Consider the following 23,564-nt stretch of genomic DNA (forward strand, 5'->3'; position numbering starts at 1 on the left):
TGAGATAAAGAAAAGTATTTTATATTTAGAAAGTTTCTTCTCCCCGATTTGCATCGGGGAGAAAAGGGTGTACATAAGCTTACGGATTATTAGTACTACTCGACTATGACATTACTGCCTTTACATCTATAGCCTATCAACGTGGTCATCTTCCACGATCCTTAAAAGAAATCTCATCTTGTGGTGGGTTTCGCGCTTATATGCTTTCAGCGCTTATCCCTTCCAAACGTAGCTACTCTGCGGTGCCCCTGGCGGGACAACAGATACACTAGAGGTTTGTCCAATTCGGTCCTCTCGTACTAGAATCAGATCCACTCAAATTTCTAACGCCCACAGTAGATAGAGACCGAACTGTCTCACGACGTTCTGAACCCAGCTCGCGTGCCACTTTAATGGGCGAACAGCCCAACCCTTGGGACCTTCTCCAGCCCCAGGATGTGACGAGCCGACATCGAGGTGCCAAACCCCCCCGTCGATATGAGCTCTTGGGGGAGATCAGCCTGTTATCCCCGGCGTACCTTTTATCCTTTGAGCGATGGCCCTTCCATGCGGAACCACCGGATCACTATGCTCTACTTTCGTACCTGATCGACCTGTATGTCTCTCAGTCAAGCTCCCTTATGCCATTGCACTCTACGCACGGTTACCAAGCGTACTGAGGGAACCTTTAGAAGCCTCCGTTACTCTTTTGGAGGCGACCACCCCAGTCAAACTACCCACCAAGCAATGTCCCCCACAATATGGGGTTAGGCCTCAGATAAACAAAGGGTTGTATTTCAACAATGACTCCACAACGCCTGGCGACGCCACTTCACAGTCTCCAACCTATCCTACACATCATTTATCCAAGGTCAATACTAAGCTATAGTAAAGGTGCACAGGGTCTTTTCGTCCCACTGCGGGTAAACGGCATCTTCACCGTTACTACAATTTCACCGAGCTCATGGCTGAGACAGTGTCCAGATCGTTACACCATTCGTGCAGGTCGGAACTTACCCGACAAGGAATTTCGCTACCTTAGGACCGTTATAGTTACGGCCGCCGTTTACTGGGGCTTCAATTCAATGCTTCTCCGAAGATAACATCTCCTCTTAACCTTCCAGCACCGGGCAGGTGTCAGGCCCTATACTTCATCTTACGATTTTGCAGAGCCCTGTGTTTTTGATAAACAGTCGCCTGGACCTCTTCACTGCGGCCCTGTATTGCTACAGGGCGACCCTTCTCCCGAAGTTACGGGTCTATTTTGCCTAATTCCTTAGCCATGAATCTCTCGAGCACCTTAGGATTCTCTCCTCAACTACCTGTGTCGGTTTACGGTACTGGTACTAATTACCTGAAGTTTAGAGGTTTTTCTTGGAAGCCCTTAGGCGCACTATCTCTTTGTCCGAAGACTCCGAGTACTATCGTATTTCCCCAAGATCTGTGGATTTGCCTGCAGATCTTATAGGTAGGTACTTCAACGAACTATTCCGTCAGTTCGCGGCGCTTTCATCACTCCGTCACCCCATCACAGTAATTAGTAGTACGGGAATATTAACCCGTTAGCCATCGACTGTCCCTTTCGGGTTCGCCTTAGGACCAGACTAACCCACAGCTGATTAGCATAGCTGTGGAAACCTTAGTTTTTCGGTGTGCGGGTTTCTCGCCCGCATTATCGTTACTTATGCCTACATTTTCTTTTCCAGCCAGTCCAGCATACCTTACGATACACCTTCAACCCTGCTGGAATGCTCCCCTACCACTTACAGTAAACTGTAAATCCATAGCTTCGGTAATACGCTTATGCCCGATTATTATCCATGCTCGTCCGCTCGACTAGTGAGCTGTTACGCACTCTTTAAATGAATGGCTGCTTCCAAGCCAACATCCTAGCTGTCTGGGCAGACAAACCTCGTTCTTTCAACTTAGCGTATATTTGGGGACCTTAGCTGATGGTCTGGGTTCTTTCCCTCTCGGACTTGGACCTTAGCACCCAAGCCCTCACTGCTGAGAAACATTATATAGCATTCGGAGTTTGTCAGGAATTGGTAGGCGGTGAAGCCCCCGCATCCAATCAGTAGCTCTACCTCTATATAACTTAAATTCAGCGCTGCACCTAAATGCATTTCGGGGAGTACGAGCTATTTCCGAGTTTGATTGGCCTTTCACCCCTACCCACAGGTCATCCGAAGACTTTTCAACGTCAACCGGTTCGGACCTCCACTGTGTGTTACCACAGCTTCATCCTGCCCATGGGTAGATCACACGGTTTCGCGTCTAACACTACTGACTAAAGCGCCCTATTCAGACTCGCTTTCGCTACGGATCCGTGGCTTAACCACTTAACCTTGCCAGCAACGTTAACTCGTAGGCTCATTATGCAAAAGGCACGCCGTCACCCCACGAAAGGGCTCCGACCGCTTGTAAGCGTATGGTTTCAGGATCTATTTCACTCCGTTATTCACGGTTCTTTTCACCTTTCCCTCACGGTACTGGTTCACTATCGGTCTCTCAGGAGTATTTAGCCTTAGCGGATGGTCCCGCCAAATTCAGACAGGGTTTCACGTGCCCCGCCCTACTCAGGATACCACTATCTATTATACTCGTTACCCATACGGGGCTATCACCCTCTATGGCGTCACTTTCCAGTAACTTCCGGTTCCTTGTACATAAAATGTCGTGGTCCTACAACCCCAACAATGCCGTAACATCATTGGTTTGGGCTAATCCGCGTTCGCTCGCCACTACTTACGGAATCACTTTTGTTTTCTTCTCCTCCGCCTACTTAGATGTTTCAGTTCAGCGGGTTTGCCCACCTATCGGTGTACTATGTCTTCAACATAGTGGGTTGCCCCATTCAGGTATCTACGGATCAATTCGTGTGTGCCGATCCCCGTAGCTTTTCGCAGCTTATCACGCCTTTCATCGCCTCTGAGAGCCAAGGCATCCCCCATACGCCCTTATTTTGCTTATTGTACCAATCTTAAATTTAATTAAGACCGTTTTTTTTTGTTTTCTACTTTAAATAGTAAAAAACGCTTTCTACTTTTTATTATTTTCTTATCTCAATATGTCAATGAACTTTTATTTACTATCTTCACAGTAAACCAGTGGAGAATAACGGAGTCGAACCGTTGACCTCCTGCGTGCAAGGCAGGCGCTCTAGCCAGCTGAGCTAATCCCCCATTTTTAAATGATGAGTTATGAATTATGAGTTATGAATACTCATAAATGCTCAACTTCTAAAATTTCCTTTTTTTTAAGTTAAATAGTAGTCCCGGGCAGACTCGAACTGCCGACCCCTACATTATCAGTGTAGTACTCTAACCAGCTGAGCTACGAGACTCTGTTTTACTTAAAATTTATTATTTGAACTAACAGCAAGAGTAAAATAGTCTTAAAATTAAAAACCCATAAAGCTTCTTCTTTTTTCCCCATCGTGTATTAATACTAACAATTGGGGCTCTAGAAAGGAGGTGTTCCAGCCGCACCTTCCGGTACGGCTACCTTGTTACGACTTAGCCCTAGTTACCAGTTTTACCCTAGGCAGCTCCTTGCGGTCACCGACTTCAGGCACCCCCAGCTTCCATGGCTTGACGGGCGGTGTGTACAAGGCCCGGGAACGTATTCACCGGATCATGGCTGATATCCGATTACTAGCGATTCCAGCTTCACGGAGTCGAGTTGCAGACTCCGATCCGAACTGTGACCGGTTTTATAGATTCGCTCCTGGTCGCCCAGTGGCTGCTCTCTGTACCGGCCATTGTAGCACGTGTGTAGCCCAAGGCGTAAGGGCCGTGATGATTTGACGTCATCCCCACCTTCCTCACAGTTTGCACTGGCAGTCTTGTTAGAGTTCCCGACATGACTCGCTGGCAACTAACAACAGGGGTTGCGCTCGTTATAGGACTTAACCTGACACCTCACGGCACGAGCTGACGACAACCATGCAGCACCTTGTAAATTGTCTTGCGAAAGATCTGTTTCCAAACCGGTCAATCTACATTTAAGCCTTGGTAAGGTTCCTCGCGTATCATCGAATTAAACCACATGCTCCACCGCTTGTGCGGGCCCCCGTCAATTCCTTTGAGTTTCATTCTTGCGAACGTACTCCCCAGGTGGGATACTTATCACTTTCGCTTAGCCACTGAAATTGCTTCCAACAGCTAGTATCCATCGTTTACGGCGTGGACTACCAGGGTATCTAATCCTGTTCGCTACCCACGCTTTCGTCCATCAGCGTCAATCCATTAGTAGTAACCTGCCTTCGCAATTGGTATTCCATGTAATCTCTAAGCATTTCACCGCTACACTACATATTCTAGTTACTTCCTAATAATTCAAGTTTAACAGTATCAATGGCCGTTCCACCGTTGAGCGATGGGCTTTCACCACTGACTTATTAAACCGCCTACGGACCCTTTAAACCCAATGATTCCGGATAACGCTTGGATCCTCCGTATTACCGCGGCTGCTGGCACGGAGTTAGCCGATCCTTATTCTTACGATACCGTCAAGCTACTTCACGAAGTAGTGTTTCTTCTCGTATAAAAGCAGTTTACAATCCATAGGACCGTCATCCTGCACGCGGCATGGCTGGATCAGGCTTGCGCCCATTGTCCAATATTCCTCACTGCTGCCTCCCGTAGGAGTCTGGTCCGTGTCTCAGTACCAGTGTGGGGGATCTCCCTCTCAGGACCCCTACCCATCGTAGCCTTGGTAAGCCGTTACCTTACCAACTAGCTAATGGGACGCATGCTCATCTTTTACCGTTGTGACTTTAATTACAAAATGATGCCATTTCGTAATACTATGAGGTATTAATCCAAATTTCTCTGGGCTATCCCTCTGTAAAAGGTAGATTGCATACGCGTTACGCACCCGTGCGCCGGTCTCTAATTCCGAAGAACTATACCCCTCGACTTGCATGTGTTAAGCCTGCCGCTAGCGTTCATCCTGAGCCAGGATCAAACTCTTCATCGTATATTGTTTGTTCTAATAAATCAGAACTAATTATTATTCGAATCAGTCTCTATCGGTTCTTTTATAAATCTCTCGATTATCTTACTCTTTATTCTTTTGCTCTAACATCTCTGTTAAAGCGGCTGTCAATTCAATATGTCTACGAACGTGTTTCAATTTTGTTGCTTTGATTTGTTTCTCAAAGCGGGTGCAAAAGTAGAAAACTTATTTCTAACTGGCAAATGTTTTTTGAAGTTTTTTTTTAAAAATTTTCATTTCAATTTCCTCTTCTTATTTACCAATCTATCAATGAACTTTCCGTGTTTTGCGGGGTGCAAATGTAACATCCGTTTTCAAATCTCACAAGCTTTTTGGAATCTTTTTTTGAAAATATTTTTTCAGTATTAATTCGTATGCTTGTCAGTATTTCAGTGAACGTCTATCGCTGTTGCGGGTGCAAAAGTACCACCTTTATTTACATTTCCAAGGGTTTTTATTATATAATTTCAATCTTTTTTATAAGTCACTGGTATAACGGTTTTTATAAGACAAAGTTTTTTTAGCGTTTTCTGGGTTTTGGCTGGATTTGCCTGTTTTGGGTGGGTTTTGCCACAAAGGCACCAGGACACGAAGTTTTGATTTTCCCTTTTTATTGGACTTTACTTGCTTTTCAAAAGACACAAAGCTGGGTTTTTCTTTGCTTTCAAAGGTTCTCGCAAAGACGCAGAGGCGCAAAGTCTTCTTTTTTCCTCCGGATTTTCTCGCTTTTGGATGATTTGGATTGTTTTTGGTGATTTTTGCCATAAAGGCACCAGGACAAAAAGTTTTGAGTTTCCCTTTTTATTATGCTTACTTGCTTTTGAAAAAGACACAAAGCTGGGTTTTTCTTTGCTTTCAAAGGTTCTCGCAAAGACGCAGAGGCACAAAGTCTTCTTTTTATTTCTTTGAAACGATAATTTTCTTCTGAAAACAGCTGCCCTAGCCCCGATGGGAGGAAAAATCCTTTTGTGCCGGGGTTCGGCACAAAAGATTGGAAGGACAGCGGGAATAGCTCCTGATTAAAATACTACTTCCTATCTAAAGAATCCTTCTTATATATTATAGTAGAATAAATAGTTACTAATACAGCTGAAGTTTAGTTTTTCTTGTTCATCATAATTAGGGACCAGAAAAGTTAGCTGTCTAAAATAGATCAGACATTAATCTATACTATAATAAGGTAATAAAAAAATAGCCCTTAAACATTCTCAGTTCAAGGGCATAATTTTAAACACATATATAAGGAAGACTATACTTTAACATTTAACATTAAATTTTCAATCTTAGAATAAGGTATTTCCGGATTGGCTCCTGGCGCCGCTGCAACTAATGCTCCAACTGCACAAGCAAAATTAATAGCGTATTGAGGTTCTTTACCTGTAAGTAAAGAAGTAATTAAAGCTGCCAGAAATGAATCGCCTGCTCCTACTGTATCGGCAACTTCAACAGGATAACCACTGTTTTCGTAAATTTGCCCATCCCACATTAACAAAGCACCGTGCTTACCTCTGGTGACACACATTGCGGTAACTTTAGTTCTTTCTGCAATAAAACGCATATTTTCTTCTAAACTAATAGATGACGACTTCATCGTTGCCGTAATTTCTAGTAACTCTTCATCATTGAACTTAATAAAATCGGAAGCATGCATTAATTGCTCCAGCATTTCATAAGTATAATGTGGTTTTCTTAAATTAACATCAAAAACCTTATAAGCCCGGGTTTGCAACAATTCTTCCAAAGACGCTCTTGATATCTTATCTCTACAAACTAAACTTCCGTAAATTAAGACATCAGCACCGAAAGCTATCTTTTTAGCGAAATCGTTCAATTCAATTTTATCCCAAGCTGAAGGATAAGCGATTTCATAACTTGCTGAACCACGTTCATTCAATGTTACATTTACTAAACCAGTAGGAAAATCTTCTGATTTAACAATAGTATCTGTTTCCAGTCCTAAGCTTTTTACCTGATTGATAATGGCTTCTCCGTCTTCATCATTTCCCACGCAGCTAATCATGGCTACCTCGCAACCGAATGTTTTCATACGTAATGCTACATTTAGAGGTGCACCACCAATCTTTTTCTCTTTGTCGAAAACATCCCAAAGCACCTCTCCGTAGGCCACTGCCTTAAGGTTTTTTCCGTTATTCATTCTAAAATTATTTTATATTAATGTTATTCTGGTTGTGTAATTTGCAGATTAGAAAAGATACTATTTTGTCCTTCAGCAATTAATCCCCATTTGTTTTGTTCTCTACCGTAAACACGATTCGTCAAAGCTGCTTTGCCGTTAATATAAAGTACTACAACGCTTCCTTCTGTAATTACTTCAACATCATACTTCGAATTTGTCTGAAACTGAAATGGCATGCGGGTTACTTCTTGTGAAATAGAATTATAACCTATTATTTTACCTTTTGCTATATCGAAAACAATCTTATAATAACTTCCGCTATCATTGGTATGAAAAACAAATCCTGTTGTTCCGGCATTATTTGATAAAGTGACTTCTGCTTTTATTCTGGCTTTCTTACCTGCGGATTTAAAAGTTACCATTGCTTTTTCTGCTTCACCCGACAAACTATAACTTCCATTATTTGTTGTCACATTTGCTGTGATTATATCAACCTCAGCTGTACTGCTCTTTTTAGCAAATAAATCTTCAACTGATTGCGGTGCATGTGTCCCCAGAGTTCCATCACCATTTTGAACCAATTCATGGATGACCATATTGCCTGCCCAATCTTTATTTCCAAGATCATTTTCAGGAATTTTACGGGCATTCCATCCAAAAACATATCTTTTATTTCCATCAGAAGCTGTTTTACCGGCATAAAAATATTCTCCGTCGATCATGTCATTTTCTGGTGTCGTCCACGGTCCATTGATAGAATTTGCCATTCTGTAATGTGTTCCTTTATTACCACTCCAATTTTCAGAGAAAACTAAATACCAATAATTACCCATTTTAAAAATATCGGCACACTCCATCATTAAATAATTATCCTGAGGAGTTGTCGTATAAATAGGAGCCTGAACATCCCATTTTCCTGACGCAGGATCAGTACTTGTAAAATGCAGTAAAACTGCTTTTCTTCCCGGTTCTGTTTGTGTGCTCACCAACATTGAATACTTTTTCAGTTCCTCATTATAAAATACATGAGGATCCCTGAAATCATAATTATAATATCCGGCCGGTGCCGTAATTTTAAAAGAAAGGACTTTTGTCCAGTTTTTCAAATCAGAGCTTGTTGCGCATAAAACACTTTCACGAGCATTGGATTGTACAAAAGCTGGCGTTTCATTGTGTCCTGTATAATAAAAGTAATAAAGATTACCCACTTTTACAACTGATCCTGTGCCAATGGCAAAATCAGGATCGGTAGTTTTTCCATATGGAATCATTTGTCCTTCGTAGGTAAAATGAGCCAAATCGGTGCTTAAATATTCATGAATATCGTGAAACCCTTTTCCTGCAGGTTTATTCTGAGCATCATGAAGGAAATAAATGTGAAATTTTCCGTTATCGAAAAAAGGCATAATATCTCCTGTATATCCCGCACTATAATATGGGTCACTTGCGCCCATCCATTGCGAAGGCGGAACAGGAAAAATGCTTGTTATCTCAGAATTCCCTCCTGAAATAGAACCTCCCACATACGTATCGTCCTGACTGCACGAAACAAGCGAAAAGAAAATGGAAGCGATTGTTGCTATATTTCTATATTTCATTTTTAGTGAATTCAAGGTAATTAATTTTTAGCTAAATAATTGATACTGTTCTGTGTCATTTTTTTGATATTATTGATAAATTCGTTAGCCTGACTTGGCACGCCACTGCTGTTAGCTTCATTATACCAATCATACGCACCCATTGAAATCACGACCACATTTTTATTACTTGCTGTATTTGGAAACTCTGCTATAGTAACTCTTCCGTCAAGATTATTATCCCAGGCCTCACTCGCTAAATTGGTTCCGCCTGTTTGGTTTCTCCAGCCTTCTCCATTAACATAGCCTCCCCACTCCGGCACAAACCACCATGCGGTATGGTTTAATCTGAAAGTTCCGCCTTGTAATAGATTTGCTTTCCCGTTTTCATACGTTATTAGTCCATCAAAAATTGGATGACCCTCATGGCCTACAAAAGACATTCCCCACGAATTTGCATCAACGAATCCGTTTGGAGGAAAATCTCCAAAAACATTATTAGGTCCTTTTCCTGAAGGAACAATTCCTAAGGCATCAACATATTGAGAGGCAAAAGATGTCAAAAGTAAATTCCCTCCGTTAGATCTGAAGTTCTTTAAAGCTGTAGTGACAGCAGGTTTGTAGGCGATTGCCGGTAAATTAGCAGCTGAATCAAAATGCCACCAGATTACATCGACATCGCTTAAATCAGCACCGCTTTCAACACTGTTAAATGAAATATATTTCGCTCCGCTAAAAGTAGAAAAGAACCAATCAGCAGCAGCAATCTCATCCATATTTGTAATTTCTGCTCTGGTTGCAGCGGTTCCTAAAAAAGCAACAACTAAACCAGTTACCGGAACTCCTACATTAGCGGTATAATTCACGCTTTTTCCATTAGACGTTATTACAAAAATCACTGAGTTTGTAAAATCAATTGTCTGACCCGATGCCGGTGAAATAGAAACACCTTCCGTCAATTCAATAATTGGCTTCAAGACTGTCAAATTGGTTCCTTCTGGCAGCGTCATGGTAATGGTTTTACTCGCATCATTTACTGTTCCTGCAATTCCATTAATGGTAAAACTTTTAATTGGACTTAAAACTACCGTCGTTACGGTATAGTCTTTGAACAAATTACCATTTACTACTCTGAATTTTACCGGATTTGTAAAATTGACTGGCGCTGTTACATCCAGATTTGATGTTGCTCCGGCCTCTAGAACCATATCAGGTTTTACAGCTGTAATGTCAGATCCATAAGGCATAGTAACATTAATATTTCCTGTTTTCTGATCAATTTTACCAGCTACTCCATTTATTTTAAAAGAAGTAACATTCGAAGGTGAATCGACATCAAAACCGCCACTCTCAAAACTGTTTTCGCAGGCAGTAAGTGTAAAAACTACTGCCAGAATGAAAGACACTCTTGTCCAATTTTTATATATAAATTTTCTCATGTGAATGTTCTTAAAATAGATTAATAACCAGGATTTTGTTTGTATAATCCCTGACTGAAATTAATTTGTTTCAACGGGATTGGGCAATACTCTTCTTTACCTTCATCAAAAAAGGCGTCCTGATAATAGGTACGTTTTGTTTTTTCTCCTGCATAAAAATCATTCAATACCTGATCTGTCACTCCCCAGCGAACTAAATCAAAGAAACGGCTTCCTTCCATAGCTAATTCTAAACGACGTTCAAAGCGCATAGCTTTACGGGCAAAATCCTGTGTCCAGTTGCAATTCACTCCGTCAACATAGGTACTAATTTTAAAGTTGTTCACATACGGAAGTCTTCCCGTACTTTGCGCAGCTCTTTCTCTAATTTGATTGATTAATGGTAAAGCTTCTGCTTGTCTTCCTAATTCAATCAAAGCTTCGGCACGCATTAAAATCACATCGGCATAACGAATCTGGATTCTGTTCTTTGAATTCCCGTAAAACGGATCAATGTTCACTACACAGCTGCAACTTGGCGCTACATTTTCTTTTAATGAAGCAAAATAGCCATATGTGCCAGGAGATCTTACCCATGCCTCAACGTATAAAAATTCAGGATCATACTTATAAGGTAAACCCGGCATCGCAACAGTGTGATACAATCTTGGATCAACTGTATTAGCATCTATATTTTTATAATCAAAATCCTGATTGTTATAGGTATCAAATTCAGGTAAACCATTTGCGCCTGTTTTAAACGCGTTTACTAAATTTTGACTTGGTTTATGAAAATCGCAGCATCCCAATCCTTGAGGAGTTGACAGGACATCTGAAAAATTTAATCTTCCGTATAAAGTCCCGTCATTGTCTGAAAATTGAATTGAGAAAATCGATTCCGCTCCGTTTTCATACGTTCCAGGTAGAAAGTTATTTGCAAAATCTGGCTCTAAGCTTGCCTTTCCTATTACGTTGTCAGTTGCTGCAATAACTTCCTGTAAATGCTGTGCATTGGTTCCTGTAACTTTATAAGTTTCATCTTGTGTATAAGCCTGATACAAACGTGTTTTTGCCAAATAAGCGTAAGCTGCTTTTTTAGTAGCACGACCCACTTGTGGTTGTGTATCTGGTAAACCATCGGCCGCAGTTTGAAAATCTTCCGCAATTTTATTCCAAAGCTCTTCGTTTGAAAGTGCTTTGTTTGAAATCGTTTTATAATCTTCTACCGGAATATCTTCTGTGATGTAAGGAACATTTCGGAACATAATTTTTAGCATAAAATAAAAATGCCCTCTTAAAAAACGCATTTCAGCCATACGTGTTTTCTTTAGCGGATAATCAGCTTCCGAAATTTGTTCTAATGCTTTCAAAGCTTTATTCGCTCTTGAAACGCCTACATAACTGATGTACCAAAAAGAATCTAACTCTCCAAAATCTGGTCTGATGTTATTCGAAACTTCAAAAAAGTGAAAATCCTGAATATCATTAGTTCCGCTTCCTCCTTTGTAAGCATCATCAGAACGTACATTTCCAAATGGCCACAAACTATAAGGCGAATCATAATGATCATTTCCTAACTGTGCATAAGCTGCATTCATAAATCCTTCTACCGACTCAGGTGTTACAATATCTTCTTCTGACAACACACCACGCGGATCATTTTCCAGAAAATCTGAGCAGGAAGCAAATATTCCCAGCACTAAAAACCCTGTTATATATAGTATTTTTTTCATGTTTTTTGATTTAATCTTTTTATTATAGCGTAAAATTAAGCCCTACTGTAAAAGTCGTTGGCTGCGGGTATCCAGATACTGCATTTGCAGCATTTTCAGGGTCTACACCAGTGAAAGTTTTAGCATCAATAATCAGTAAATTTTGTCCACTAACATAAAATCTGAAACTTTCAAAATTCATCTTTTTCAATAAATCTTTTGGTAAACTATATCCAAATTGTAAAACACGCAGTTTAAGATAATTTCCGTTTTCTACATAATAAGTTGAAAATCTTGATTCTGCATTTCTATCTACCGTTGTTAAAGCAGGAATAGTAGAATTTGGATTATCCAAAGACCAGGCGTTAAGTAAGCGGGTTCCTTTGTTTGAACCTACATCATCCACACTCCAAAAATCAGTCTGGTATTTGGAATTATTAATTACATCAACATCACTTGCTCCTTCCCAGAAAGTAGTGAAATCCCAATTTTTATATCCTAGTCCTAAATTAAATCCATACAACAGACCCGGATTTGGATTTCCAATCCAGGTACGGTCTTTATCGGTAATGGTTCCGTCTCCGTTTAAATCTTTATAACGAATTCTCCCCAGGCCTTTTCCTTCCTGATTGGCCGAGTTATCAACTTCGTTCTGACTTTTAAACAGTCCGTCTGTAACATAACCATACATAGAGTTAATTGGTCTACCTAAAATATTATCATTTAATCCGTCTCCACCATAATTATTTCTTACTTCATCTGGTAATTGTGTTATCTTATTTTTGTTTGCCGAAATATTTCCAGAGATATCATATTTCAATCCAAATGATGTTTCATCGTGGTATCCTAAAGTAACTTCCCATCCTTCATTTTCCATCGAAGCACCATTTACCCAACGATTTCCTCCTTCGCCAATTACTCCTAAATAAGGAGGTAAAACCAGGATATCTTCGGTTTTCTTGATATAATAATCAACAGAACCGCTTAATCTTTGTTTGAATAATCCGAAGTCTAAACCAATGTTGGTTTGCGTAGTAGTTTCCCATTTTAAATCATCATTTCCAGATTGTGTTGCGATAAAACCAGAAGGAAGTAATCCGTTTCCGTTTCCTGCAATGTCATAAGCTGTTCCGTAAGAAGTTGCCCAGGTTGGACTTCCACCTGCATAACTAGCCAAATACAAACTATAGACTGCAGTATTACTGATTTCCTGATTTCCGGTTTGCCCCCAACCAGCACGTAATTTTAAATCTGAAAAGACAGGTGCACTATTTTTGATAAAATTTTCATTGCTGATTCTCCATCCTGCAGAAACTGCCGGAAAGGTTCCGAATTGATTGTTTTTACCAAAACGAGATGAACCATCACGACGAATTGTAGCTGAAAGCAAATAACGATTGTCAAACTCATAGTCCGCTTTTCCAAAATACGAAAGCAATGAATATACTGTTGAAGTTCCGCTTGTAAACGATTCTCCGGTTCCAGCATCAGGATACATATAATCAGGGGTTTCAATTAAAAAGTCATTTTTACGCAAAGTTGTGTTGTCAAAAACGTCTTTATACATCTCGGTTCCGGCCATTAAATTCAGATTACTTTTTCCGAAATTCAGGCTGTAAATTGCTGTATTGGTCCATGTCCATTTATCGCTCACTGACTCATCAATAGTTACAGATGTCTGATCGTTTTGCAAATACCCGGACTTATAACTTCTTTGAAGGGTACGTTTTTTATAAAATCCGTAATCAATACCAAAACTACTTTTGATGTGAAGGTTTTTGATAATTTCTAAATCGGCATACATATTTCCGAAAAGACGTAAATAATCATAATTATTGTCTTTATTATATTCTAAAAGACGAACCGGATTTTGTCTGTCATTCATTCCACCCACTGGTCCGCCCCAGCCTTTTCCGTCAACAGTATGCACCGGAATAATTGGCAAGGCACGAAGTGCCGGATCTAGTACTCCGGGATCTGTAACCTCATTGGTACGATTGAAACTAAAGTTTTCTCCAATAACCAGTTTACCATCAAAATATTTATAAGAGCCATTCATTCTGGCAGAGATTCTTTCAAAGTCAGTTGTTTTCACAACACCTTCACTTCCATAATAGCCCAAAGAAAAAACATAGTTTCCTCTTTCTGATGCGTTTGATACAGATAAATCATAAGATTCAGCAATTCCTGTTTGCGAAATGGCATCATACCAATCTGTATTGGATGCTTTCAGAGTTTGATCTGCATCTAAATATTCAGGAACTAAAACTTTATTTAATTGCGGTTTATTATTGTTAACTTCCCAATCAAATTGATAGCGCAGATTATTATTGTTTGGATTTAATCCGTCGTTAACATTCGCCTGCCATAAAGCCTGCCCGAATTGATTTGCATTTAACACCTCCAACTTTCTTGAATAATCAGAAATAGAAGTATAAGTACTAAAATTGATTCTCATCTTACCTTCTTTTCCTTTCTTTGTAGTAATTATAATTACTCCATTTGAAGCACGTGAACCATAAATACTTGCCGAAGAAGCATCTTTTAAAACCTGAATCGTTTCAATATCATTCGGGTTCAATTCATGCATTCCTGATTTAGTAGGCATTCCGTCAATTACATAAAGAGGATCTGTATTATTTAAAGTTCCTACTCCACGAATTACAACTTTTGTATTTCCTCCGCTCGGAGATCCGTCAGACGAAACTTTCACCCCCGCTACTCTTCCCTGTAACGCTTTAATTGGGTTTGGCTCCGGTTGTTTCATGACTTCCTTCATGTTTACAACCGCTACTGCTCCGGTAATATCTGTTTTCTTTTGTTTGGAGTATCCAGTAACAACCACTTCATTTAGTTGGTTGTTGTCTACTTTTAAAGTTACAGTAACTGTTTTTTGTCCTTTAACGGGAATTGATTGCGGTGCGTATCCGATAAAAGAAACAACAATTACAGCATCTGAATTTATATTTCCGAAAGAAAAATTTCCATCAAAATCTGTTACGGTACTCGTATTTGTACCCGAAATAAGTACGGTTGCTCCCGGAAGCGGCATTCCATCGTCGGACGAAATTACGATTCCTTTAATTCCTGTTTCCTGCGCTGTCATCATCAGCATTGGAAAGAAGAAAAATAGAAAATAAATAATTTTACTTTTCATGAGGTTAGTGGTTTTTAGTTAGTTTATATTTAATTGGTTAATTACGAGGTTGCTCAATTCAACTCCTTCGTTTGAAGAAACCGACAGAGAAGTAAATGGCTGGTTTGTGAAAAAGATTTCGGTGATTACTTTTTCTCCATTGTTGTAAAATATTTCGATAGAGGTTTTGTCTAAAATGATTTTAAAAGCACCTTCTTTTTGATTTCCTTCTAAAGCCGCTTTGGTTATTGTGGAAGCGAATTTATCTGAGAAATCATTTTTTCCTGCCTTCGAACGATCCAGAAATAAATAATGATCTGAATTATTTAATCCGAAAGTCAACGCTTCTCCGGCTACGTTTGAAAGCGTAATCGTATAAGTATCCTGTTTTAAGTTTTTTAAATTAAAATTGACAATGGCTTGAGTTAAATCAATTTTTCCCGGTTCTAAAATTGAAAGATTTCCTTTTCCTTTAAGGTTTTTCCCTTTGATTGTTTTAGAAACATATTTATTGATTTCTTTAACCGGATTACTAACCAGACTATAATCATTTCCTTTTTTAATTAACTGTATTTCACGTGCAATTGTCGTCGCGCTTCTCCAAGTATTAGTTGGTACATCTTGTGCGTACTCCCAATTAGACATCCATCCAATAAACAATCGTCTGCCGTCAGCACTCGGAACATTATTCCAGGTCACACCGGCATAATTATCTTTTCCGTAATCGATCCAAACGGCTTTTTCTTTTTCTACTCTTTTTGCAAAATTAGAATCTAACGTAAAAGTTGTTCCATCAAAATCTCCTATAAAATATTGTGTTCCTGAACCTCCGTTGGCTCCACCTGGATTTAAACTTTGTATTAAAACCCATTTGGTTTCATTTGTGCCTTGCACTTTTATCTCAAAGAAATCGGGACATTCCCAAACACCTCCGTGAGCTCCAATATTTTTTCCGAAATCAGATAAATATTCCCAGTTTCTAAGATCTTTTGATTTGTAAAACTGAGATCGATCCTGAGCGGCTAAAACCAATATCCATTGTTTGTGTGTTTCATCCCAGGTCGCTTTTGGATCACGAAAATCACGAATTCCAGGGTTTTTCACGACAGGATTTCCTTCCTTAAATTTCTGCCATGTAAAACCATTATCATTCGAATACGCAATATCCTGCTGCTCAACATCAATTTTGTTTTCTTTTTCTTTTGTCATATCGTGCAGCGTATAAATCGCTACAATTGGAGCTGTCTTACCAGTACCTAAACCTGAAGTATTGTCTGTATCTACAACAGCACTTCCTGAAAAAATATATTTATCGTTGTCCGGATAAATAGCAATTGGTTGTTCTTCCCATTTAACCAAGTCTTTACTAATCGCATGTCCCCAGTGCATTGGTCCCCATTTATTTCCGTCAGGATAATGCTGATAGAATAAATGATAATAACCGTTTGCGTAGAACATCCCGTTAGGATCGTTCATCCATCCTTTTTTTGGCGTAAAATGAAAATTAGGGCGATACATTTTTTCCTCGGCAGAAGTCGAAACTGAAACAGTTGTATTTTGTGCAACAGCCGAATATGGTTTACAGCCTGCTATAGATATTAGTATAGCACTATAAAATGCCAGCGGTAGATGTTTCATTGATTTCATTTTTTTTGATATTTTTTTTGGTTAGATTTTCACTTAAAACTTCTAAGGATATTCCTTTAGTTTCCGGCATTATAAAAATTACAAACAGTAACTGCAACACCATCATTAATGTAAAAATTAAGAATACGACTTCCGGACCTATTTCTGAAAACAACATCGGAATCAACGATGGAATAATTGCTGCCAGGACCCAGTGTACTGAACTTCCAAAAGCCTGTCCCGATGCACGGATATGATTTGGAAAGATTTCTGAGATAAAAACCCAGATTACAGCTCCTTGCCCAATGGCGTGAGAAGCAATAAATAAGAAAAGGAAAATAGGTACTGATAATCCTCCCCAATTAAAATAAAACGAAGCAGATACTAACCCTAAAGAAATAATATATCCAATAGAACCAATGTACATTAACAACTTTCTTCCTAATTTGTCGATTAATGCTACTCCGATTAAAGTAAAGATAAGATTCGTAATTCCAATTCCGATACTGCTTAAAAGAGCTGTGTTTTGTCCTAAACCAGCTTCTTCAAAAATTCTTGGCGCATAATATAAAAAGGCATTGATTCCAGAGAACTGATTAAAAAATGCAATTAAGAAAGCCAATATTAATGGAAAACGGTATTTTTTCATGAAGATGTTTTCATGTTTGGTCACACCATTTTCTCTAGACTCATCCATGATATCTTTGAGATTTGCTGTTGGATCTATTTGAAACAACACCTTGCGCGCTTCTTCATCTCGGTTTTTAGACAATAACCATCTTGGACTTTCCGGGATTGTAAGTATAAAAAGTATATAAATAAAAGATGGAATTGCCTGAACCCCTACCATCCAACGCCAGGCATTTTCTCCAATATCTTTTAAAAAGTAGTTTGAGATAAAGGCAATTAAAATCCCCAGTACAATATTAAACTGGTATAAGGCTACTAAGCGTCCGCGCTTGTCTGCCGGAGCAATTTCAGAAACATAGGCCGGAGCAGCAATAGTAGAAGCACCAACACCTAAACCTCCAATAAATCTGAAAGCAGCAAATACGAAAGGATCATTTGCAAAAGCAGCACCTACAGCTGAAATGAAATATAAAATTCCGATCCAGAATAATGTCTTTTTACGACCTATTTTATTAGTTGGAATTCCTCCAAAAATAGCACCTACAACTGTTCCCCAAAGTGCCATTGCCATAACAACAGATCCATGAAACGCATCAGATGAATGCCAAAGAAGCTGTAATTGTTTATCAGCTCCAGAAATAACTACGGTATCAAAACCGAATAGAAAACCTGCCAGTGCAGCAGTAACAGACCAAATCAATATCTTATTCATTGTACATGTATTAAAAACTTGTTGCTAAGATATCCGCAAAAAAAACAACTTATTTTTAATGATGTTACAATTTAATTCTATAAATACTGATGGATTAGCATTTAAACAACAAAAGCTTTATTTACAAGGCTTTACAGAGTTTAAAATTTATTTACGAAAACCGTGTAGTTTCGATTTTGTTACATTTGGTTTAAAATTGATACACGAATTGTATCAATTTCAAACCATTGTTAATTTGAAGATTTGTATTCCTTTGGTGAAATTCCAAATTTATTCTTAAAAGCTGTAGAAAAATAATTTGGTGAAGAGAATCCAAGTGAATATGCAATTTCAGAAATATTCATATTATTAGCCTTTAAAAGCTCAGCTGCTTTCTCCAATTTTACATTATTTATGTGATCACTGATGTTGATTCCGATAATAGCTTTTACCTTTCGGTACAGCTGAACGCGAGAAACACCAAGCCTATCGGCTAAATCTTCAACTGAGAATTTAGGATTTTCGACATTCATTTTAATAATATCATTCATTTTAGTAATAAAGGACTGTTCCTGATTACCAAATTTAGACTCAGGCTCAATGCGATATATATTATTGGTATAATAATAACGAAGTTTTTCTCTGTTGAAAAGTAAACCTGAAATAGATTGTTTTAAAATAGAAAGACTAAAAGGCTTTGTAAGATACTGATCTACTCCGCTTTGCAAGCCTTTCAAAACAGATTCCTTATTGCTTTGAGCTGTTAAAATAATAATTGGAATATGTGACGAACGTAAATCCTTTTTCAATTCTTTACTAATTTCGTAACCGTCTTTGTCTACCAGGTTAATGTCACAAATTATAATGTCAGGAACAATTTCCATTGCTTTTTCAATTGCATCACTTCCATCAGAAGTATGAACCAGATATTCGTTCGCTAATTTGGCCTTTAAGAATGTTACCAAATCGCTATTATCTTCTATAATCAAAAGAGTATGTTTCTCTGATTCAGAAATTACATTTGCTTCATTTAAATCTGTTTCTATATCTAAATTATCCGATATTAAATTTGGAGCTGTATTTAGATTTTCAGCTTTATTAATCATTTCAGAAGGCTGTAAATGACTGTTTCCTTTTAATAGCGTAATCACAAACTCGCTTCCTTGTTTCGATTTTAATTCGATTGTTCCCTGGTGCAATAGCACAAATTCTTTTGACAAATGAAGTCCAATTCCGGAACTATTCTTATTATTGTTTGATGCTCTGAAAAAGGGATTAAAAACATTCGACAATTCATTTTCAGGTATTCCAATTCCGGAATCTTTAAAACTAATTTTAACTGTATTGTCCTGATTTTCTATAATCGAAATACTAATTTTTCCGTTATTGGGAGTAAATTTAAAAGCATTTGAAAGCAAATTGAAATACACTTTATCCATCAAACCCCTATCAATAAATATTTCCAGATTTTTATTTTTGCAGGTAAGCTGAAAATCAATATTTCTGCGGGCAGCCTCGCCTTTGAAATTGGTCATCACCTCATTTGAAAAATCATAGATTTTAGTATTCGAAGCTCTTAAGGTAAATTTTTGCTCTTCGATTTTTCTAAAATCCAACAGCTGGTTTATTAATCTGAGTAATCGATTTGAATTTTTATGAATCAGTTTTACCTCATCAATAAGTGCAGTTCCTTTGATTTTTTCGTTTTCTATTAAGGACTCCACATAACTCATGATCAAAGTTATGGGTGTTTTAAATTCATGCGAAAGTCCGGTAAAGAAATTCAATTTTGCTTCATTACTTCTTTCTGCAATTTTTGCCATTTCCTGAATTTCATTATTCTGATCAATTACAGTCTGGTTAATTCTTTCAAGCTGTTTTTTCTTTCTTGAAATAGAAATAGTCGAATAAATACTGTAAATCGTCAAACTCAAAATGATCACCAGGAAAAAACTTAGTAGTCTTACCAGATTGTTCTGAGAAGCATATTCTCTTTCCTGTACATTTATTGCTCCTTGCTGTGACTCAATGACCGCTTGTTGCTGATCGACCTTGTCCATTTGATTTTCGATAATCTCTGCATTATTTTCATCAATTACAATGGTATTCAGTATATTATTTTTAGCGACAGGTTCTTTATTATACATTTTAAGAGCTAACTTCAGGGCTTCGTTTCCGCCTGTCGGATATAAAATGGTTCCGTCTAAAACACCGTTTTTCACCAATTCTATTCCGCCATTAACCGTATTTAGTCCATCAACTCCTATAAATTTAATTTTCTTTTCTAATCCAACGGTCTTAGCTGTTTCCCAGGCACTTAAAGCCATTCGGTCATTATGGGCAAAAATGTATTCAATATCGGGATTTTGCAATAGAATCGTTTTCAAAGGCGCTTTAACAGATTCACCCTCCCAATCGCCATGAATGGTGTTTTCTATTTTGAAACGCTTGTTTTCATTGATTATCTGCTCAAATCCCAGACTACGTTCATACGCTGGCGACGAACCATTTGCTCCGGTAATTTCAATAATTTTACCAGAACCTTTACTGTGCGAAATAATATATCGGGCAGCAATTCTGCCAATCTCAATATTATCAGCGCCAAGATATGCAGTATAATTTTCGCCTTCTATTTTTCTGTCGACCACAAGAACCGGGATTCCGGCTTTTATTGATTTTTCGACAACTGCCGTTAAAGGTTTAGATTGAATTGGCGAAACAATAATAACATCTACTTTATTAGAAATGAATCGTTCTATATCTTCAATTTGTTTCTCGATATTGTTATTAGCGTCTTTAATGGTCAGATCAACTTCAGGTCGTAACGAAGCTTCAATCTTAATAGAGCTGTTCATTTGCTTGCGCCAGTCGTCGGTAGTCATGGCCTGAGAAAACCCGACTTTGATTTTATTTCCTTGTTTTTGTTTACAGGAAGTTAAAATTAGGGATGCCAAAAAAAGCATCAAAATATATTTTACAAATTGACACATGGGATTTTGAGTTTAATGAAAATGAATTTCGAAACTATCTTCTTGAAACACCGATTGTCAAAATAATTAGGAAGGATTATTTTTATGACAAGCAAGAAGGAAATCTATTTTGAAAAAGTAAAATTAAACTTTTATTTAATGTGTACAAATTTGGTGTAGTTATATTTAAAGAATAAATGTTTACCTACCAAAACTTAAAATTAATATCTTAAGTTTTGGTAGGTAAACATTTTATTTTCTCTTTAGTAATTTTCTAACTCCTTTATAAATTGAAATTTATTCTAGCTCTTGGTGATTTTCAATACAACGCTGCTATTTGACGCTGTAACATTTGGATTAATACCAATCTGCATTAAAAAATCACCTGAATAAACAGCAGTTTGTACGGCTGCTTTTTTACCAGGATAAATATTAATTTCTTCTACTTTATAATTTAAGTCTGATTGTAGTCCTTTTAATTTAACTGGAAGATGTGTTCCAGCTTCATATCTGGAGTTAACAGAATAGCTGAATACCACTGCTTCGTTTCCATTTTTATTGACAAACATTACCGATGCGGCATCATTGTCCCACGGACTTTGCAAACGATACTGGTCACCCTGCCAGATTGTGTTACTTAGTGCTTTATAATTTTTTATAGCTTCTTGGGTAAAAGCTAAATCTTTTTCATTTAGATCTTTAACCACAATATCAAAACCTAATCTTCCCATCATGGCAATATCAGTACGGTATTTAATCGGCTGTTTACCCCAATCGGTAACGTGTGCCGCAATGGTAAGCGCCGGATAAAAATACGAGTATTCCCATTGTATGTATACACGCTCTAAGGGATCGGTATTGTCACTTGGCCAAAAATCAGTAAAATATTTCAAGGCTGCATAGTCTACTCGACCTCCTCCGCCAGAACAAAGCATCATTGGCACTTTTGGATATTTTACACGAATTCGTTCTAATACCTTATATAGTCCATTTACATAATCGGTATAAAAATTATTCTGCTTATCTTTTAGATTACTGGAATATGCGTTATAAATTACGGCATTACAATCCCATTTGATATAAGCCAATTCTGGATTTTCGGTAAAAAGATTATCTACAATACCGTAAACAAAATCCTGAACTTTTGGGTTTGATAAATCCAAAACTAACTGATTACGGAAATAATGTTCTGCTCTTCCCGGTTGTTTGATAACCCATTCCGGATGTTTTTTATATAAATCACTTGCAGGGTTGACCATTTCCGGCTCAATCCAGATTCCGAATTTTACCTGATTATCTTTAGCCGTTTTTACTAAAGTTCCAATTCCGTTTGGTAACTTCTTTTTGTTTACCTCCCAATCTCCCAAACCTGCATTGTCATTGTTACGGGGATAATTGTTTCCAAACCACCCGTCATCCAATAAAAACATATCTACACCCAATTTTTTACTGTCAGCAATAAGCACTTTAAGTTTATCTTCGTCAAAGTTGAAATAAGTCGCTTCCCAGTTGTTCAGCAATGTCATGCGGTTTCCTTTACCGTCTAATATTTTATAATTTCTTGACCAATCGTGTAAATTACGACTTGCATATCCTTTTCCCTTTGATGATAAGGTATACCAAAATTTTGGTGTTGTAAAAACTTCATTTTTAGGCAATGAATAAGCTGCAGCAGCGTTATTAATACCCGAAATAACACGCAGATTATTTAATGGATCCAACTCTAAATCGGTTCTAAAATTCCCTGACCATTCTAAACCTGCAAACAAAACTTTTCCTTCGTTTTCTGTAGCTGGTTTATCCAAAGAAACCATAAATACTGACGGCTGAAATAAATTAGCGCGAGCACCTAGTTTTGTGTCTAAAACCTTAATTCCGTGTGTCAGTTTTGTTTCTTCAGGCTGCATTTCTCTTGCCCATTCACCATGATATTGGTTTAGCCAAAAATTATTGTAGCCTTTCAAATATAAATTTGCAGAAGCATACTTATTTAAAGTAATATTTCCTTTTTCACCGTGCTGAATTGTGGTCCATTGTTCGATAACATCTGTGTCATAATAGGCAAGAATAAACAGATGAACCTCAACAGGATATATGGGATCTTTAAGGGTAATTTCTGTTTGCGAAATTCCTGTACTTACCGTTGTCGTTTTGTGTGATACATATAACAAATCTAATGACGTATTCCCATCAGCATGTGTTACAGATATTGCAGGTTCTAGTAAGTTTTTAGATCCTGATGGTGTATAGGCTGCATTATAAATTCCCGAATAATCTGCTCCCTGACGAAACTGTCCCTGAATTTTTTCATACTCAAAATCATTTGCCAGTTTTTCTCCCAAATAAATAGTGTTTACTTCTTTTCCCGGACTTACATTTAAAACAAGTGCATTGCTTTTTGTTTTTACTGAGATAATTTGTTGTGCGGTTATTGTACTACTATAGCTCGTTAGAATAAAAAAAACTACTGTAAAAGAACTTGTTAAGGTTATAAATTGTTTTTTCATTTAAGTATATCTATTTACTTTTTTAGTTGATAAACATTATTTCGAAAAGAAGCTCTATATTATATTATCGAGACTTCTTTAAGAAATAAAAATAGGAATCAAATCCTAAATATCTTCAAAAATAGAAAAAACTTAATTTTTTTAACAATATATTACTTTTCTTATCATCTAAAAGTATAGT

At 37.8% G+C, this 23,564-nt stretch carries 10 protein-coding genes, 2 tRNA genes and 2 rRNA genes; all 14 read right to left on the reverse strand.

Annotation, left to right across the window (positions count from 1 at the left end; genetic code table 11):
* Positions 1-69: 69 nt before the first annotated feature.
* Positions 70-2,954, reverse strand: a 23S ribosomal RNA gene (locus tag AC3ITQ_RS19615).
* A 136-nt stretch (positions 2,955-3,090) separates the two neighbouring features.
* Positions 3,091-3,164 (reverse strand) — tRNA-Ala (locus AC3ITQ_RS19620).
* 87 nt (positions 3,165-3,251) lie between these two features.
* Positions 3,252-3,325 (reverse strand) — tRNA-Ile (locus AC3ITQ_RS19625).
* A 123-nt stretch (positions 3,326-3,448) separates the two neighbouring features.
* A 16S ribosomal RNA gene (locus AC3ITQ_RS19630) occupies positions 3,449-4,962 on the reverse strand.
* The 16S and 23S rRNA genes sit together here with 2 tRNA genes alongside, the layout of an rRNA operon.
* Positions 4,963-5,457: 495 nt before the next feature.
* A complete protein-coding gene (locus tag AC3ITQ_RS19635; RefSeq protein ID WP_489235816.1) occupies positions 5,458-5,745 on the reverse strand; it encodes a hypothetical protein in 288 nt (95 codons plus the stop codon).
* A gap of 484 nt (positions 5,746-6,229) precedes the next feature.
* A complete protein-coding gene (locus tag AC3ITQ_RS19640; RefSeq protein ID WP_489235817.1) occupies positions 6,230-7,135 on the reverse strand; it encodes a carbohydrate kinase family protein in 906 nt (301 codons plus the stop codon).
* Between the two features lie 23 nt (positions 7,136-7,158).
* Positions 7,159-8,715, reverse strand: a complete 1,557-nt coding sequence (locus tag AC3ITQ_RS19645; RefSeq protein WP_489235818.1) for a glycoside hydrolase domain-containing protein — start codon at positions 8,713-8,715, stop codon at positions 7,159-7,161.
* A 20-nt stretch (positions 8,716-8,735) separates the two neighbouring features.
* Entirely contained in the window at positions 8,736-10,133 is a 1,398-nt protein-coding gene (locus AC3ITQ_RS19650) for a DUF4960 domain-containing protein (RefSeq protein ID WP_489235819.1), read from the reverse strand.
* Between the two features lie 20 nt (positions 10,134-10,153).
* The gene (locus AC3ITQ_RS19655; protein ID WP_489235820.1) at positions 10,154-11,845 is read right to left on the reverse strand and encodes a RagB/SusD family nutrient uptake outer membrane protein; all 1,692 of its coding nucleotides are present in this window, start codon (positions 11,843-11,845) and stop codon (positions 10,154-10,156) included.
* Positions 11,846-11,867: 22 nt separating this feature from the next.
* Positions 11,868-14,981 carry a SusC/RagA family TonB-linked outer membrane protein gene (locus AC3ITQ_RS19660; RefSeq protein WP_489235821.1) on the reverse strand — a complete coding sequence of 1,038 codons (3,114 nt, stop codon included), beginning with the start codon at positions 14,979-14,981 and terminating at the stop codon, positions 11,868-11,870.
* Positions 14,982-14,999: 18 nt separating this feature from the next.
* Positions 15,000-16,598: a glycoside hydrolase family 32 protein gene (locus tag AC3ITQ_RS19665; RefSeq protein WP_489235822.1), complete on the reverse strand. Its 1,599-nt coding sequence runs from the start codon at positions 16,596-16,598 to the stop codon at positions 15,000-15,002.
* Positions 16,570-17,928, reverse strand: a complete 1,359-nt coding sequence (locus AC3ITQ_RS19670; protein ID WP_489235823.1) for a sugar porter family MFS transporter — start codon at positions 17,926-17,928, stop codon at positions 16,570-16,572. The genes AC3ITQ_RS19665 and AC3ITQ_RS19670 overlap by 29 nt, the downstream gene beginning before the upstream one ends.
* A gap of 230 nt (positions 17,929-18,158) precedes the next feature.
* Positions 18,159-20,897 carry a substrate-binding domain-containing protein gene (locus AC3ITQ_RS19675; protein WP_489235824.1) on the reverse strand — a complete coding sequence of 913 codons (2,739 nt, stop codon included), beginning with the start codon at positions 20,895-20,897 and terminating at the stop codon, positions 18,159-18,161.
* 281 nt (positions 20,898-21,178) lie between these two features.
* Positions 21,179-23,383, reverse strand: coding sequence for an alpha-galactosidase (locus AC3ITQ_RS19680; RefSeq protein WP_489235825.1), 2,205 nt, complete (start codon positions 23,381-23,383; stop codon positions 21,179-21,181).
* Positions 23,384-23,564: the final 181 nt, after the last annotated feature.

The organism is Flavobacterium sp. KH_001, assembly GCF_057840745.1.